Raw genomic sequence first — 14272 nt, 5'->3', positions numbered from 1 at the left:
GGGGCGAGCGGCCGTGCGCGGCGCCCCGCGTGCTGCCTGGTGCCGGGCCCCGTCGCCTCCTGCCGTGGTACCGCCGTCGGCCGGGACCGGGCGGTTCCCCGCGCGCCGGACGCGCGGGGCGCGGCCCGGAGGCGGGTACACCTCGACCCCAGCAAAGGAACCGCAAAGCCCGGCCGGTCGTTACCCCGGCATGACGGCAATGACTCCCGGCTCCAACCTTCCGCTGACCGCGCAGCGCGTCGCGGTGGAGGTAACCGCACCCAGCAAGCTCGACGTCTCGGCACTGCTGCTGAGCCCGGAGGGCAAGGTCCGCTCGGACGACGACTTCGTCTTCTACAACCAGCCGACCGCTCCCGGCGTGACCCACACCGGCGGCGCCACCGACACCATCACCGTCGAGACCGGCGCGGTGCCCGCCGGGATCGACAAGGTCACCGTCCTCGCGAGTCTGGACGCCCCCGGCGCCACCTTCGCGGGCACCGAACCCACCGCCACGGTCCGGGACGCCGCCACCGGCGCCGTACTGGCCACCTTCACCCCGCCGCAGCTCGGTGCCGAGACGGCGCTGCAGGTGGTGGAGGTCTACCGCAGGAACGGCGCCTGGAAGGTGCGTGCCGTCGGCCAGGGGTACGCCAACGGGCTGGGCGGGATCGCCTCCGACTTCGGCGTGCAGGTGGAGGAGCCCGCCGCCCCGCCCGCGGCCGCCCCCGCGGCACCCGCCGCCCCGCCGGTCGCCACTCCCGCCCCGCCCGCGGCGGCACCCGCCCCCGCTGCGCCGGCTGCCCCGGCCGCTCCCGCCGGGACGGGGAAGATCAACCTGGACAAGGGGCGGGTGAGCCTGCAGAAGAACCAGACGGTGTCGCTCGTCAAGGGAGGCAGGCCGCTGCTCACCTCGGTGCGGATGGGGCTCGGCTGGGAGCCGGTCCACCGGGCCGGGAAGCGGGCGAAGGAGATCGACCTCGACGCCTCGGTCATCGCCTACGACGCCAACCGGAAGAAGGTCGACGCCTGTTACTTCGGCAAGCTGGCCATTCTGGGCGGTGTCATCCAGCACTCGGGCGACAACCTCACGGGCGAGGGCGACGGGGACGACGAGGTGATCACCGTCCACCTCGGCGACATCCCGCCCCAGGTGACGGGGCTGGTCTTCACCGTCAACTCCTTCTCCGGCCAGAAGTTCACGGACGTCGCCAAGGCGTACTGCCGGCTGCTCGACGGCGGTGGCGGGGAGTTGGTCCGCTTCGACCTGACCCAGTCCGAGTCGCGGACGGGTGTTCTGATGGCGAAGTTCATCCGCCAGTTCTCCGGCGAGTGGGAGATGACGGCGCTGGGCGAGTACGTCGACTCGCGCACGGTACGGGGCATGGTGAAGCCCGGCGCCGCCGCGCTGTAGCGCCACCGCGCCGCCCCGCCGGGAGCGCGGCGGGGCGGCCCGGCCGCACTGCGTGGTCCGGCCCCGCCGGGACGCCTCCCCGGGACCGGGTCAGAAGTCGAAGACGGGGCCCGTCGCCTGATGCATCACGCAGGCGTTCGGGAAGGTCTTCTTCCAGTTCACGGCCTGCCCCCGGTGGCTGCCGCGGGCGGCGACGGTCACCGGGTCGTACTGCATGGTGCAGCGGCCGTTTCCGGCGGGCAGGGCGTCGAGATCGCCGTGCGCCGCGTCGAGCGCCGCGCAGGTCTCCGCGGCCCTGGGGTGGTGTCCGTGCGGCGTCGGCTCGCAGTGCAGCATGACGCCCCGGATCCAGGTGTCGCCGGAGCCGGAGACGGTCAGCAGGACGCCCTGGGTACCGCTGTCGGAGCCGGGCCCGGTGTGCGGGCCGCGGGGCGCGGAGTCGGCGGGGGCGTTCGTGGCGCCGGCGGCGGGCGCGGCCTGTGAGGTCAGCAGGGGTACCGCCAGGGCGGCCGCGGCCAGGGCGGTACGGACGAGATGGCGGGCGGAGGTTCGAGTGCTCACGGCCTCCTAACGAGACCGGCCGCCGGGAGGATACGGGGCCGCAGCTCGCGGGCGGCGGCGACCGCCGGGCGGGCTTCCCCGCGTGCCGGTGCGGCACGCGGGGAGCCGCACTCAGGACTGCGGACGGCGGCCGTGGTTGGCCGCGTTGCCGCGGCGGGCCTTCTTCTTGCGCCGACGCTTGGACGACATGGCGTCTCCTTTCACGCGAGGGATGTATACCTCCGCGTTTCTACCACCCACCCGCTTCCGGTTCCGAACCACCCGGACCGGGGGAGCGCGGAGGACGTCTGCTGTGAGACGTCCGTGCCCCCTGTGCGGGACCGGGGTCGGCCCGCACCCGGTGCCGCGGTGCGGCGGTCAGTGGCGGTCGCGGGAATGTCCGAAGAGCAGCCGGTAGACGATCAGCAGTACCAGTGCCCCGGCGACGGCGGCGATCCAGAGGCTGGGATCCACCACGTTGTTGGCTATCGGACGGTCCAGGAAGGTGGCGGAGAGCCAGCCCCCGATGAACGCCCCGGCGACACCGATGAGCACGGTGCCCACGAGGCCGCCCGGATCGCGGCCGGGCAGCAGGATCTTGGCCACCGTGCCCGCGACCAGACCGAGGACGATCCAGCTCAGCACGCCCGAGTGCGTGAGGTCGGAGAGCAGGTCCGAACCCGCGTCCTGTGCGTCGGCGAGCTGGTTGAGCGGTGTGGCGAGCATCTCAGGGGCCTCCCCGTGGCTGGTCGGTTGCTGATCCATCATGCCTGCCCCGCCCGTCGCCCCGTCCGCCCCGTCCGGCCCCGCGTGCGGCGGCACTCAGTGCGGCCACCTCGGCGGACGGGTGCAGAACTCGCCCCCCAGATGTGCCTGATCGGGGTCCCGGGTGTCCAACTCCCCGTACTGGGCGATGAGTTCCGCCGCGAAGGGCTCCGAGTCGTCACGCGGCGTGTAGCCCAGGGCGCGGGCCGGGGCGAGATCCCACCACAGCCGGGTGTTGGCGGAGGAGCCGTGGACGACCGTGTGGCCGACGTCCGGCGCGGTCAGTGCCGCGTGCAGGAGCCGGGCGCAGTCGCCGAAGCTGAGCCAGGTCGACAGCCCCCGCACGGAGGTCGGTGCCGCCTGGCAGGAGCCGATCCGGATGGAGACGGTCTCGATGCCGTGCCGGTCCCGGTAGAGCTGCGCCAGGTCCTCGCCGAAGGACTTGGAGAGGCCGTAGAAGGTGTCGGGGCGGTGCGGGGTGTCCGGCGGGATCAGCGCCGCGCCGTCCGCGGGGACGGGGGTGAAGCCGACCGCGTGGTTGGAGGAGGCGAAGACGACGCGGTGCACGCCCTCGGCGCGGGCGGCTTCGTAGAGCGCGTACGTGCCCCGGATGTTGGCGTCGAGGATCTTCTCGAACGTGGACTCCAGGGAGATCCCCGCCAGGTGCACGATCGCCTCCACGCCCCGGACCGCGATGCGCAGCGCGTCGGCGTCCGCTGCTCCCAGGTCCAGTACGTGCGCCTCGGGTGCGTCCGGGACCGGGCGCATGTCCAGCAGCCGCAGGGTCCAGCCGTAGCCCGGCAGCAGCTCCCGCATCCGGGTGCCGAGACCCCCGGCGGCGCCGGTCAGCAGGACGGTGCGGGGCGCGGACCCGGCCGCGGGACTCTCGGGCACGTACGGTCTCCATCCGGTCGTCCGGCGGCGCTTCGGTCCCGGGGCGCCGATGCGGGCGCAGCGGGGCGGCCACCAGGGGGAAGGTGACGCTACGAAGGGCCGCCCCGCCCGTCAAGACGCCGCCCCGCCCGGTGGCGGTCCGGCCCCGCTCCCGGGGGCCCGGCGGACCGGCGGGCAGCCCGTCAGAGGGTGCGGGTGGCGTACACCAGCCGGTCCCGCGCGTCGAACAGCGCGTGCTTGACCGTCTGTTCGTGCTCGGGTGTCAGCCGGGCCGCCGGCACCGAGCAGCTGATGGCGTCCCGGGCCGGGGTGCGGTAGGGGATGGCGACGCCGTAGCAGCGCAGCCCCAGCGTGTTCTCCTCGCGGTCCAGCGCGTACCCCTGTTCGCGCACCAGCCGCAGCTCCTCCAGCAGTTGTGCGCGGTCGGTGCTGGTGTGCTCGGTGAGCCGCTCCAGCGTCTCCGGGAGCATGGCGCACACCTGCTCGTCCGAGTGTGCCGCCAGCAGCGCCTTGCCCAGCGCGGTCGAGTGCGCGGGCAGCCGGCGGCCGACGCGGGCGACCGGGCGCAGATGGTGCGGGGACTGCCGGACGGCGAGGTGGACGACGTCGGTGCCGTCCAGCCGGGCCAGGTGGACGGTCTCGGTGGTGTCGGCCAGGAGGTGGTCGAGTGCGGGCTTGGCCGCGGCCACGGCCTCGTCGCCGTCGATGTAGGACGTCCCCACCAGCAGCGCCCGCACCCCGATGCCGTACCGGGTGCCGGTGGCGTCCGTCTCGACCCAGCCGAGGTCGGCCAGGGTGCGCAGCAGCATGTAGAGGCTCGACTTGGGGTAGCCGACCGCGGCCTGGACGGCGGCGAGGGTGTGCATCCCCGGCCGGGCCGCGAAGAACTCCAGCAGTTCCACCGTCCGTACGGCCGACTTGACCTGCGATCCCCCCGCTTCGGTACCCGGCATCGACCTTGACCCCTCTGTTCGCGCAGCTCTACAGTCCGGAAGGAATTCATCCACAGGGATGTCGTTCAGCATACCGAACACACTCTGCGGGCCCCGGAACGCTGCCGGGCTCGCGGGGGAGCCGATCCGCCAGACCAGGAGGACCCCGGTGGCAGCAGCACCAGTGTGGAGCGTCGACCCCCGTACCGGAAAGCAGCGCGAACAGGTCGCCGACGAGGCCACGGCGGCCGACGTGGACGCGGCCGTACAAGCCGCGCACCGGGCGCTCCCGGCGCTGGCCGACCGGGTCGCCCGGGCGGCCTTCCTGCGCGCCGCGGCGGAGCGCCTGGAGGCCGACGGCGAGCGGATCGTCGCCGCCGCCGACGCCGAGAGTGCCCTGGGCCTGCCCCGGCTGACCGGTGAACTGGGCCGCACCACCGGACAGTTGCGGGCCTTCGCCGACGAGGTCGAGGACGGCGGGCACCTCGACGTCATCATCGACCGCGCCGACCCCGCACGCACCCCGCCCCGCCCCGATCTGCGCCGCTACAAGCTGCCGATCGGCGTCGTCGCCGTCTACGCCGCCTCCAACTTCCCGCTGGCCTTCTCCGTCCCCGGCGGCGACACCGCCAGCGCCCTCGCCGCCGGCTGCCCCGTCGTGGTCAAGGCGCACCCCGACCACCCGGCCACCTCCCAGCTGTGCGCGGCGGCACTGCGCGCCGCCGCCGCCGACACCCGGCTCCCCGAGGACGTCGTCTCCGTCGTGCACGGGTTCGAGGCGGGCGTCGAACTGGTGCGGCACCCCCGGGTGTCGGCCGCCGGGTTCACCGGCTCGGTCAAGGGCGGCCGTGCCCTCTTCGACGCGGCCGCCGCCCGGCCCCGCCCGATCCCCTTCCACGGCGAGCTCGGCTCGCTCAACCCCGTCCTGGTCACCCCCGCCGCGGCCGCCGAGCGTGCCGAGCAGATCGGCGAGGGGCTCGGCGGCTCCATGACCCTGGGCACCGGACAGTTCTGCGTCAAGCCCGGCCTGGTGCTGGTGCCCGACGGCGCCGACGGCGACCGGCTGCTGGCGGCGCTCTCCGGTGCGTTGCGGGCCACCGCGCCCGGCCATCTGCTCGACGACCGGATGCGGGAGGCGTTCCTGGCGGGCACCGCCGGACGGGCCCGCCTCGCCTCCGTCGCGGCCCCGGTCGCCGCCGGGACCGGCGAGGACGAGCGGACCGTGCGGCCCGGGCTGTTCGCCGTCGCCGCCGCCGACCTGGGTGCGGAGCACGAGCTGCTGTTCGAGGAGTGCTTCGGCCCGGTGACCGTCGCCGTCCGGTACACCGACGAGGCCGAGGCCGAGGCCGTGCTCGGGCGGATCGAGGGGAGCCTCACCGCCACCGTGCACCTCGGCGCCGACGAGGCCGCCGGCGGCGGCGGTGCCGCCCGGCTGGTCGCGCGGCTCACCGCACTGGCCGGACGCGTGCTGGTGAACGGGTGGCCCACCGGTGTCGCCGTCGCGCCCGCGCAGCACCACGGGGGGCCCTACCCCGCCACCACCTCGACCTCGACCTCGGTGGGGGCCACCGCGCTGGAGCGCTGGCTGCGGCCGGTCGTCTTCCAGGACACGCCCGAGGCGCTGCTCCCGCCCGAGCTGCGCGACACCAATCCGCTGGGCCTGCCCCGCCGGATCGACGGCGTACGGGAGCAGCCGGCGGGGGACGGGGCCGTGCGCGGGCCCGTCGCCGGGTAACCGGTGGACCCCGGCCACCGGGCCCGGGACACTGGGCGGATGGACCAACGTGTGCTCGCCGCCGAGTTCCAGCCCGAGGTCACCTACTGCAACACCGCGTCCCAGGGCCTCCTCCCCACCCGTACCGCAGCCGCGCTCACGACGGCCACCTCCGACATGGCGGCCGGGCGGATCGACCATGCCGCCTACTACGCCGCGGCCGACGCGGCGCGGGCCGCCTTCGCGCGGATCGCCGGGACGACCCCGGACCGCGTCGCGGCCGGCAGCGCGGTCTCCACCCACACCGGACTGGTCGCCGCCTCGCTCCCCTCCGGTGCGGAAGTGCTCGCTCCGGAGGGCGACTTCAGCTCCGTCGTCAACCCGTTCACGGTGCGGGACGATGTGACGCTGCGCACCGTGCCCCTGGCGGAACTGCCCGAGGCGGTGGCCGACTCCACCGCGCTGGTGGCCCTCAGCGCGGTGCAGTCGGCGGACGGCCGGGTCGCCGACCTGCCGGCCGTCCGGGCCGCCGCCCGCGCACACGGTGCCCGGGTGCTGCTGGACGCCACGCAGGCCGCGGGCTGGTTCCCCGTCGAGGCGGACGACTACGACTACGTCGTGTGCAACGCCTACAAGTGGCTGCTGTGCCCGCGGGGCGCGTCGTTCCTGGTCGTCTCCGCGCAGGCGCAGCAGGAAGGAGCGCTGCTGCCGCTGCACGCGGGCTGGGTGGCGGGCGCCTCGCCGTGGGACGACTGCTACGGCCCGATCGCCCGGCTGGCCCCGGACGCCCGGGCGTACACGGAGTCGATCGCCTTTCTGCCGTACCTCGGCGCGGTGCCCTCGCTCGCCCTCGTCGAGGAACTGGGCGGCCCGGAGGTGATCGGCGCGCACGACCGGGCGCTGGCGGCCCGGTTCCGCGCGGGGGTCGCCGAACTGCCCGGCGGATACGAACCGGTGCCGGGGGACTCGGCGATCGTCGCGGTACCCGGTCTCGGGCACGCCGTCGAGAAGCTGGCCGCCGCCGGGGTGGCGCTCGCGGCCCGGGACGGCAATCTGCGGGCCAGTTTCCATCTGCACAACACCGAAGCGGATGTGGAGCGGCTGCTCGACCTGCTGGCCGGCTGACCCGGGGCCGGTGTCCGGAGGTCCCGGCCGTTCCGGAGGCCCCGGCCGGTTGTCGGGCCCGGGCCGCACCGGCCCGTCCTCGCATGGTGCGGGGGCGGGACCCGCGGGTCCCGCCCCCATCAGGGCACCGGCCGCGTCACTTCACCGGGGTGAAGTCCCGCGCCCCGATGAACTCGGGGCGGCGGACGGGTGCGGCGAACGGTTCCACTGCCTCGTTCTCGACGCTGTTGAAGACGATGAACACATTGCTCCGCGGGTAGGGAGTGATGTTGTCACCGCTGCCGTGCATGCAGTTGCAGTCGAACCAGGTCGCCGAGCCGGGGCTGCCCGTGAACAGCTTGATGCTGTGCGCCTCGGCGAACTTGGTCAGGGACTCGTCGGAGGGCGTCCCCGCGTCCTGCATCTGCAGCGACTTCTTGTAGTTGTCCTTCGGTGTCTCGCCCGAGCAGCCGAGGAAGGTCTTGTGCGACCCCGGCATGATCATCAGACCGCCGTTGGTGTCGTAGTTCTCCGTCAGCGCGATCGAGACCGACACGGCCCGCATGTGCGGCATGCCGTCCTCCGCGTGCCAGGTCTCGAAGTCGGAGTGCCAGTAGAATCCCGTGGCGCCGAAGCCCGGCTTGACGTTGATCCGGGACTGGTGGACGTAGACGTCCGAGCCCAGGATCTGCCGTGCCCTGCCCACGACTCGCGGGTCCCGCACCAGTCGGGCGAAGACCTCGCTGATCTTGTGCACCTCGAACACGGTCCGGATCTCGTTCGACTTCGGCTCCACGATGGAGCGTTCGTCGGTGAGCATCTCCGGATCCGAGGTGAGCCGTTCCAGTTCCCCGCGCAGCACGTCGACCTCGTCAGGGCCGACGAGCTGGTCGTCGGCGAGGAACCCGTCCCGCTCGAAGCCCGCCAGCTCCGCGGCCTCGATCGGCCCCGGAGTACCCGGTTCGGACCACACGACGGGGTCCATCCGCGGGATGGCCACCTCGGTGGTTCCACGGGTCGGGTACAGGTCGGCGATGCGCTCGGGTGCGGTGGTCATGGTTGTGCCTTCCTCTCCTCTCGTACGGCCCTGTTCACATGGCGAAACGGCCGGGACGACCGAAGTGGACCGGCGAACGGTCCCCCAGCACGGCGGGGCTGTGCCTCAGCGTGTCAGTACGGCGGAGCAGATGCCCCGCCGTACTGCGGCGCGTCGCAGCTCTGCCCCGGGGTCAGCCCTCGTCGGGCTCGGTGAGCAGCGGGTAGACGCCGTTCTCGTCGTGGTCCTCACGGCCGGTGACCGGCGGGTTGAAGACACACACGCACCGGAAGTCGGTCTTCGGTCGCATCGTGTGCTTCTCGTGCCCGTTGAGCAGGTACATCGTGCCGGGGCTGATCCAGTGCTTCTCGCCGGTCTCGTCGTTGGTCAGTTCCGCCTCGCCCTCGACGCAGAGCACGGCCTCGATGTGGTTGGCGTACCACATCGAGGTCTCGGTGCCCGCGTAGAGCACGGTCTCGTGCAGGGAGAAGCCCACCTTCTCCTTGGCGAGCACGATGCGCTTGCTCTCCCAGGTGCCTGACGCCGCCTTGACGTGTCGGTCGGTGTTCTCGATGTCTTTGAAGGAACGAATGATCACGGCGTGATGGTGCCTTTCTCTGTGTGCATGACGGAAGAGCCTCCCCCTGTCCATTCCGGCGGAGCGCTCTCCCGGCGGTGTCCACTACGGAAGAGGCCCGTCCCGGCGGGTAGCCGGGACGGGCCGATCCATGCGGGTCAGGCGGTTTCGCGAACTGCCCGGGCCAGGATACGCAGCCCTTCGTCCAGTTCGTCGGGGCTGATGGTCAGCGACGGCAGGAGCTTGACGACCTCGCTCGCCGGCCCCGAGGTCTCGATGAGCAGCCCCAGGTCGAAGGCCCGCTTGGCCACCGCGTTGGCGCGGCTCTTGTCGTGGAACTCCAGGCCCCACACCAGGCCGCGGCCGCGGTAGTCGGCCACCTCCGCGGGGTGCTCCTCGGCGATGGCCTTCAGCTGCGCCTCGACCTGCTCGCCGCGGGAGAGCGTCTGCTTCTCCATCTGGCCGTCCGCCCAGTAGGTCTGCAGGGCGGCGGTCGCGGTCACGAAGGCCGGGTTGTTGCCGCGGAAGGTGCCGTTGTGCTCGCCCGGCTCCCAGATGTCCAGCTCCGGCTTGAACAGGGTGAGCGCCAGCGGCATGCCGTAGCCGCCGATGGACTTCGACAGGGTGATGATGTCCGGCTTGATGCCCGCCTCCTCGAAGGAGAAGAAGGCACCGGTGCGGCCGCAGCCCATCTGGATGTCGTCCAGGATCAGCAGCATGTCGTGCCGCTCGCACAGCTCGGACAGGGCCCGCAGCCACTCCGCGCGGGCGACGTTGATGCCGCCCTCGCCCTGCACCGACTCGACGATCACGGCGGCGGGCTTGTTCAGACCGGAGCCCTGGTCCTCCAGCAGCCGCTCGAACCAGACGAAGTCCTCGGTGGTGCCGTTGAGGTAGTCGTCGAACGGCATCGGGGTGCCGTGCACCAGCGGGATGCCGGCGCCCGCGCGCTTGAACGCGTTGCCGGTGACCGCGAGCGAGCCCAGCGACATGCCGTGGAAGGCGTTGGTGAAGGAGACGATCGACTCGCGGCCCTTCACCTTGCGGGCCAGCTTCAGCGCCGCCTCGACGGCGTTGGTGCCGGTCGGGCCGGGGAACATCACCTTGTGGTCCATGCCGCGCGGCTTGAGGACGAGCTCCTGGAAGGTCTCCAGGAACGCGCGCTTGGCGCTGGTGGACATGTCCAGCCCGTGCACCACGCCGTCGCGCTCGAGGTAGTCCAGCAGCGCCCGTTTGAGGACCGGGTTGTTGTGGCCGTAGTTGAGGGTGCCCGCTCCGGCGAAGAAGTCCAGGTAGGTGTGGCCGTCCTCGTCGTACATGTGCGCGCCCTGCGCGCGGTCGAAGACGGTCGGCCAGCCACGGCAGTAGCTGCGCACCTCCGACTCCACGGTTTCGAAGACGCTGAGGTCGGGCGGGGTGATGGTCACAGCTTGCTCCAGGGAGTGAGTCGTGTGCGAAGAAAGTCTGGTTATGGGCGGTCGGCGACGGTGCCTACCCGCCGGGGTGCGGCCGTATACGTCAGCGCTTCGATGCGCCGGGAAACACGACCGGACCGATCCGGTACAGCACTTCCGGCAGGTGGCCGTCCTCCGGGAAGAGGGCGGCGTCGAACAGCACGTCCTTGGCGACCGCGGCCGAGTGGCGCTGTGCGTAGGAGGTGAACAGCCGGTTGGAGGGGGTGTTGTCCGGGGTGACCGTGGTCTCGACGCTGTCGATGCCGAGCTCCTCGGCGACGCGGAGCGTCAGTCCGTCCAGCATCGCGGCGGCGAGTCCGCGGCCGCGGGCGGCCTCGTCGACGGCGACCTGCCAGACGAGGAGGGTGCGCGGCTGCTGGGGGCGCACATAGCCGGTGATGAATCCGACCGGCTCACCCGCGCCGTCGCGGGCGACCACCGAGGTGGCGGCGAAGTCGCGGCACCACAGCAGGTAGCTGTACGAGGAGTTCAGGTCGAGGGTCTTCGAGTCGCGGGCGATGCGCCAGATCGCGGCTCCGTCGTCCACACGGGGTGTGTCGAGCTTCAGTCCCTCCGGCATTTCGAGAAAGTCTCTGTGGGCACCTGCATGGTCTGCTTGTGCGGCGGTCATGTGAATTCAATTTACCCAGCAGAATCTGAAACTGCACGGGGGAGAGGGGTTACGCACAAGGGGGTCCCTGTGTTATCGCGCACGGGCGTGCGGGCGCGCAGACCCGCCGGGATCGGCCCGAATTTAAGCGGATGTGTCCGTGTATAGCAGTCGACCTATGGAGTACGTCACAGTGCTATAACGTCGTCGGCACCGGCCCCGGATTGACGAGTCACAGGTAACAAAATCTTAGCGTTTGAGCTTGCGGAAAGCGGGCAGAAGAATAAGGACGGCTGCACCGGAAAAGTGACCCGGATTGCATCGTAAAGCTGGAGACCGCGACGTGTCTGCCCTTTCGGCGGATCCGTTGCTCGATTCTTCGCTTTCGGATCCGTCGGTGTTCACGCCCCCGTCCCCCGCCGGACCGCTCCCGCCGCGGGCGCCCTGGACGCCGCTGCGCCCCGCACTCGTACAGTGCGGGCATGAGCGAGCGCGCGAGTCTGCATATCAAGGGGCGGGTGCTGGTCGGGCCCGAGGACGTACGGGACGAGCTGTGGGTGGTGGACGGGCACGTCACCTACCGGCGGCCCGCCGCCTCCGGCGGCACCGGGCCCGACGTGCTGACCGGCTGGGTGCTCCCGGGGCTGGTGGACGCGCACTGCCACGTCGGCCTGGACGCGCACGGCCCGGTGGACGACTCGACCAGCGAGAAGCAGGCGCTCACCGACCGGGAGGCGGGCGCGCTGCTGCTGCGCGACGCCGGATCGCCCTCCGACACCCGCTGGATCGACGACCGCGACGAGCTGCCCCGCATCATCCGCGCGGGCCGCCACATCGCCCGTACCCGCCGCTACATCCGCAACTACGCGCACGAGATCGAGCCGGGCGACCTGGCGGCGTACGTGCGCCGTGAGGCGCGGCGCGGCGACGGCTGGGTCAAGCTCGTCGGCGACTGGATCGACCGGGACGAGGGCGATCTGAGCCCCTGCTGGCCGCGCTGGGCCCTCGAGGAGGCCATCGCGGCCGCACACCGGGAAGGCGCCCGGGTCACCGCGCACTGCTTCGCCGAGGACTCGCTGCGCGACCTGGTGGAGGCCGGGATCGACTGCATCGAGCACGCCACCGGGCTGACCGAGGAGACCATCCCGCTCTTCGCCGAGCGCGGGGTCGCCATCGTGCCCACCCTGGTCAACATCGCCACCTTCCCGGCCCTCGCCGCGGGCGGCGAGGCCAAGTTCCCCCGCTGGGCCGCCCATATGCGCTCCCTGCACGCCCGCCGCCACGACACCGTACGGGCCGCCTGGGACGCGGGTCTCCCCGTCTTCACCGGCACCGACGCGGGCGGCTCGCTGGCGCACGGGCTGGTCGGCCAGGAGGTCGCCGAACTGGTGACGGCGGGCATACCGGCGCTGGACGCGCTCGCCGCCGGCACCTGGGCCGCCCGGGACTGGCTGGGCCGCCCGGGCCTCACCGAGGGCGCGCCCGCCGACTTCGTCCTCTACGAGGCGGACCCGCGCGCCGACGTCCGCGTCCTGCAAGCCCCCAGCCACGTGGTGCTGCGGGGGCGTGTGGTGCGCTGACCAGGGGCCGGTGCGGGTCGCCGGAGTGCGGGGCGCTCGGGATGCTCCGGACGCAGGCCGCCGGGACGGGGTGGAGTGCGAAGGACGCGCACCGCGGAACCGGGCCGGTGGCCCGGCAGGCCCCGCTGACAGACGGGCGCGCGTGCCCCAGCCTGGACCCATGAGCCCCTCCGGACCCAGGACCAGTGCGCGTACGCTGCTCGGCCGGCTGGCGACCGGCTTCCGGGAGTGCCACTCCGGCGGGCCGCCGGCCGGGCCCGAAGCGTCCCGGGCCGACGGCCCGCTGGGCTGGCCCGGGTACGACGCGATGCGCGCGCGGGCGCACGAGCGCACCGGGGAGCAGGAGTCGGTGGTGTGCGGCACCGGGCGGATCGGCGGGCGGGACGCCGTACTGCTCTGCTTCGAGTTCGGCTACCTCGGTGGCTCCCTGGGGGAGCGCACGGGCGACCGGATCGAGGCGGCCCACACCCGGGCGCGGGAACTGCGGCTGCCGCTCGTCACGCTCGTCGCCACCGGCGGCAGCCGGATGCAGGAGGGGATGCGGGCCCTCGTCCAGCTCCAGCGGGTGGCCCGGCAGAGCGCGCTGACCCGTGCGGCCGGACTGCCGCAGCTCGCGGTCGTCCGCGACCCGACCACCGGCGGCGGCTGGGCCACGCTGGCCGCGGGCGCCGACGTGGTGCTCGCACTGCCCGGAGCGCAGGCCGCGTTCGCGGGCTCCCGGGTACGGCCCGGCGGAGCCGATCCCGCCGCCTACACCGCGGAGGCCCAGCACGCGGCCGGGCACCTCGACCGGATCGTGCCCGAGGCGGAGCTCGCCGGGACGCTCACCCGCTGGCTCACCCTGCTCACCCCGGCGTCCGGCGGCCGGGCGCGGCCCGAGCCGGCCCCGGTGCCGGAGGCGCTGCCCGGACCGTCCGGCGGGCGGCTGCCGGCAACCGGTGCCGAGGCCGTCGCGCGCGCCCGCGCGGCGGGCCGCCCCCGCGCCGCCGCCTATCTGGACGCCTGCCTCACCGGCCGCGAGGAGATCAGCGGTGACCGCTGCGGTGGTACCGATCCGGGAGTGCTGTGCGGATTCGGGCGGCACGCGGGCCGCACGGTGGCCTACGCGGCGCAGTGCGGCACCCCCACCGGTCCGGCCGGCTACCGCACCGCGGCACGGCTGATCAGGCTGGCCGACCGGCTGCGCATCCCGGTCCTGACGCTGATCGACACCCCCGGTGCCGCCAACGGGCCGGAGGACGAGCGCGCCGGTGCGGGCCCCGCCATCGCCGAGGTGTTCTCCGCCGTCGCCGAGGCCACCGTCCCGCTCACCTCTCTCCTGATCGGCGAGGGCGGCTCGGGGGGCGCTCTGGCCCTGGCCGCGCCCGGCAATCTGTGGGCCACGCCCGACAGTTACTTCTCGGTCATCGCCCCGGAATCGGCCGCCGCCATCCTCAAGCGCGGCCCCGACCAGGTCCGGCGGACCGCCGAGGAGCTGCGGCTGCGCCCGCAGGACGCCGTCGAACTGGGCGCGGTCCGCGGTGTGGTGGGCCCGGCGCCCGGTGCGGCGGCGGAGCGGGGCGAGCCCCGAGGCGCCGCGCGCGGGGACCGGGGGCGGGGGAGTAGCCGCCCGCCGCGGCGTCCGGGCCGGGGGGCCGATGGCCGAGTAGTAAGGGTAGGCTAACCTTTGCCAG

The 14272-nt window shown here is 73.2% G+C and carries 13 protein-coding genes; 5 read left to right on the top strand and 8 right to left on the bottom strand.

Annotated features, from left to right (window positions below; translation table 11 throughout):
- Nucleotides 1–199 precede the first annotated feature (199 nt).
- Nucleotides 200–1393: a TerD family protein gene (locus A949_RS0122605; protein WP_026004930.1), complete on the top strand. Its 1194-nt coding sequence runs from the start codon at nucleotides 200–202 to the stop codon at nucleotides 1391–1393.
- 90 nt (nucleotides 1394–1483) lie between these two features.
- On the opposite strand, the gene A949_RS0122600 is transcribed toward A949_RS0122605, so the two are convergent.
- The 4 genes from A949_RS0122600 to A949_RS0122585 form a co-directional block, all read right to left on the bottom strand.
- On the bottom strand, nucleotides 1484–1954 hold the full coding sequence (locus A949_RS0122600; protein WP_019358311.1) for an SSI family serine proteinase inhibitor: 471 nt from the start codon (nucleotides 1952–1954) through the stop codon (nucleotides 1484–1486).
- 357 nt (nucleotides 1955–2311) lie between these two features.
- A complete protein-coding gene (locus tag A949_RS0122595; protein ID WP_019358310.1) occupies nucleotides 2312–2659 on the bottom strand; it encodes a GlsB/YeaQ/YmgE family stress response membrane protein in 348 nt (115 codons plus the stop codon).
- A 96-nt stretch (nucleotides 2660–2755) separates the two neighbouring features.
- Nucleotides 2756–3592 carry an NAD-dependent epimerase/dehydratase family protein gene (locus A949_RS0122590; protein ID WP_019358309.1) on the bottom strand — a complete coding sequence of 279 codons (837 nt, stop codon included), beginning with the start codon at nucleotides 3590–3592 and terminating at the stop codon, nucleotides 2756–2758.
- A 182-nt stretch (nucleotides 3593–3774) separates the two neighbouring features.
- Nucleotides 3775–4545, bottom strand: coding sequence for an IclR family transcriptional regulator (locus A949_RS0122585; protein WP_019358308.1), 771 nt, complete (start codon nucleotides 4543–4545; stop codon nucleotides 3775–3777).
- Between the two features lie 148 nt (nucleotides 4546–4693).
- Between A949_RS0122585 and A949_RS0122580 the strand changes: the two genes are divergently transcribed.
- Nucleotides 4694–6259 carry an aldehyde dehydrogenase (NADP(+)) gene (locus A949_RS0122580; RefSeq protein ID WP_051019591.1) on the top strand — a complete coding sequence of 522 codons (1566 nt, stop codon included), beginning with the start codon at nucleotides 4694–4696 and terminating at the stop codon, nucleotides 6257–6259.
- A gap of 39 nt (nucleotides 6260–6298) precedes the next feature.
- The gene (locus A949_RS0122575) at nucleotides 6299–7363 is read left to right on the top strand and encodes an aminotransferase class V-fold PLP-dependent enzyme (protein ID WP_019358306.1); all 1065 of its coding nucleotides are present in this window, start codon (nucleotides 6299–6301) and stop codon (nucleotides 7361–7363) included.
- Between the two features lie 136 nt (nucleotides 7364–7499).
- Here the strand turns inward: A949_RS0122575 and thpD are convergent, their stop codons facing one another.
- From thpD to ectA, 4 genes are all read right to left on the bottom strand, one after another.
- On the bottom strand, nucleotides 7500–8399 hold the full coding sequence (thpD, locus tag A949_RS0122570) for an ectoine hydroxylase (RefSeq protein WP_019358305.1): 900 nt from the start codon (nucleotides 8397–8399) through the stop codon (nucleotides 7500–7502).
- Between the two features lie 172 nt (nucleotides 8400–8571).
- Nucleotides 8572–8976, bottom strand: a complete 405-nt coding sequence (locus tag A949_RS0122565) for an ectoine synthase (protein ID WP_019358304.1) — start codon at nucleotides 8974–8976, stop codon at nucleotides 8572–8574.
- Between the two features lie 137 nt (nucleotides 8977–9113).
- Nucleotides 9114–10382 (bottom strand): diaminobutyrate--2-oxoglutarate transaminase, encoded by a 1269-nt coding sequence (ectB, locus tag A949_RS0122560; RefSeq protein ID WP_019358303.1) that lies wholly within the window; start codon nucleotides 10380–10382, stop codon nucleotides 9114–9116.
- 91 nt (nucleotides 10383–10473) lie between these two features.
- Nucleotides 10474–10989, bottom strand: coding sequence for a diaminobutyrate acetyltransferase (gene ectA, locus A949_RS0122555; RefSeq protein ID WP_019358302.1), 516 nt, complete (start codon nucleotides 10987–10989; stop codon nucleotides 10474–10476).
- A 512-nt stretch (nucleotides 10990–11501) separates the two neighbouring features.
- Here ectA and A949_RS0122550 point away from each other — a divergent pair.
- On the top strand, nucleotides 11502–12599 hold the full coding sequence (locus A949_RS0122550; protein ID WP_026004928.1) for an amidohydrolase family protein: 1098 nt from the start codon (nucleotides 11502–11504) through the stop codon (nucleotides 12597–12599).
- 160 nt (nucleotides 12600–12759) lie between these two features.
- The gene (locus tag A949_RS0122545; RefSeq protein WP_019358300.1) at nucleotides 12760–14262 is read left to right on the top strand and encodes a carboxyl transferase domain-containing protein; all 1503 of its coding nucleotides are present in this window, start codon (nucleotides 12760–12762) and stop codon (nucleotides 14260–14262) included.
- The last annotated feature ends 10 nt before the right edge of the window (nucleotides 14263–14272 follow it).

The organism is Streptomyces sp. AA1529, from assembly GCF_000280905.1.
GTDB lineage: Bacteria > Actinomycetota > Actinomycetes > Streptomycetales > Streptomycetaceae > Streptomyces.
Note: the sequence above shows the minus strand (reverse complement) of the source record. Positions and strands in the feature narration are given on the sequence as shown.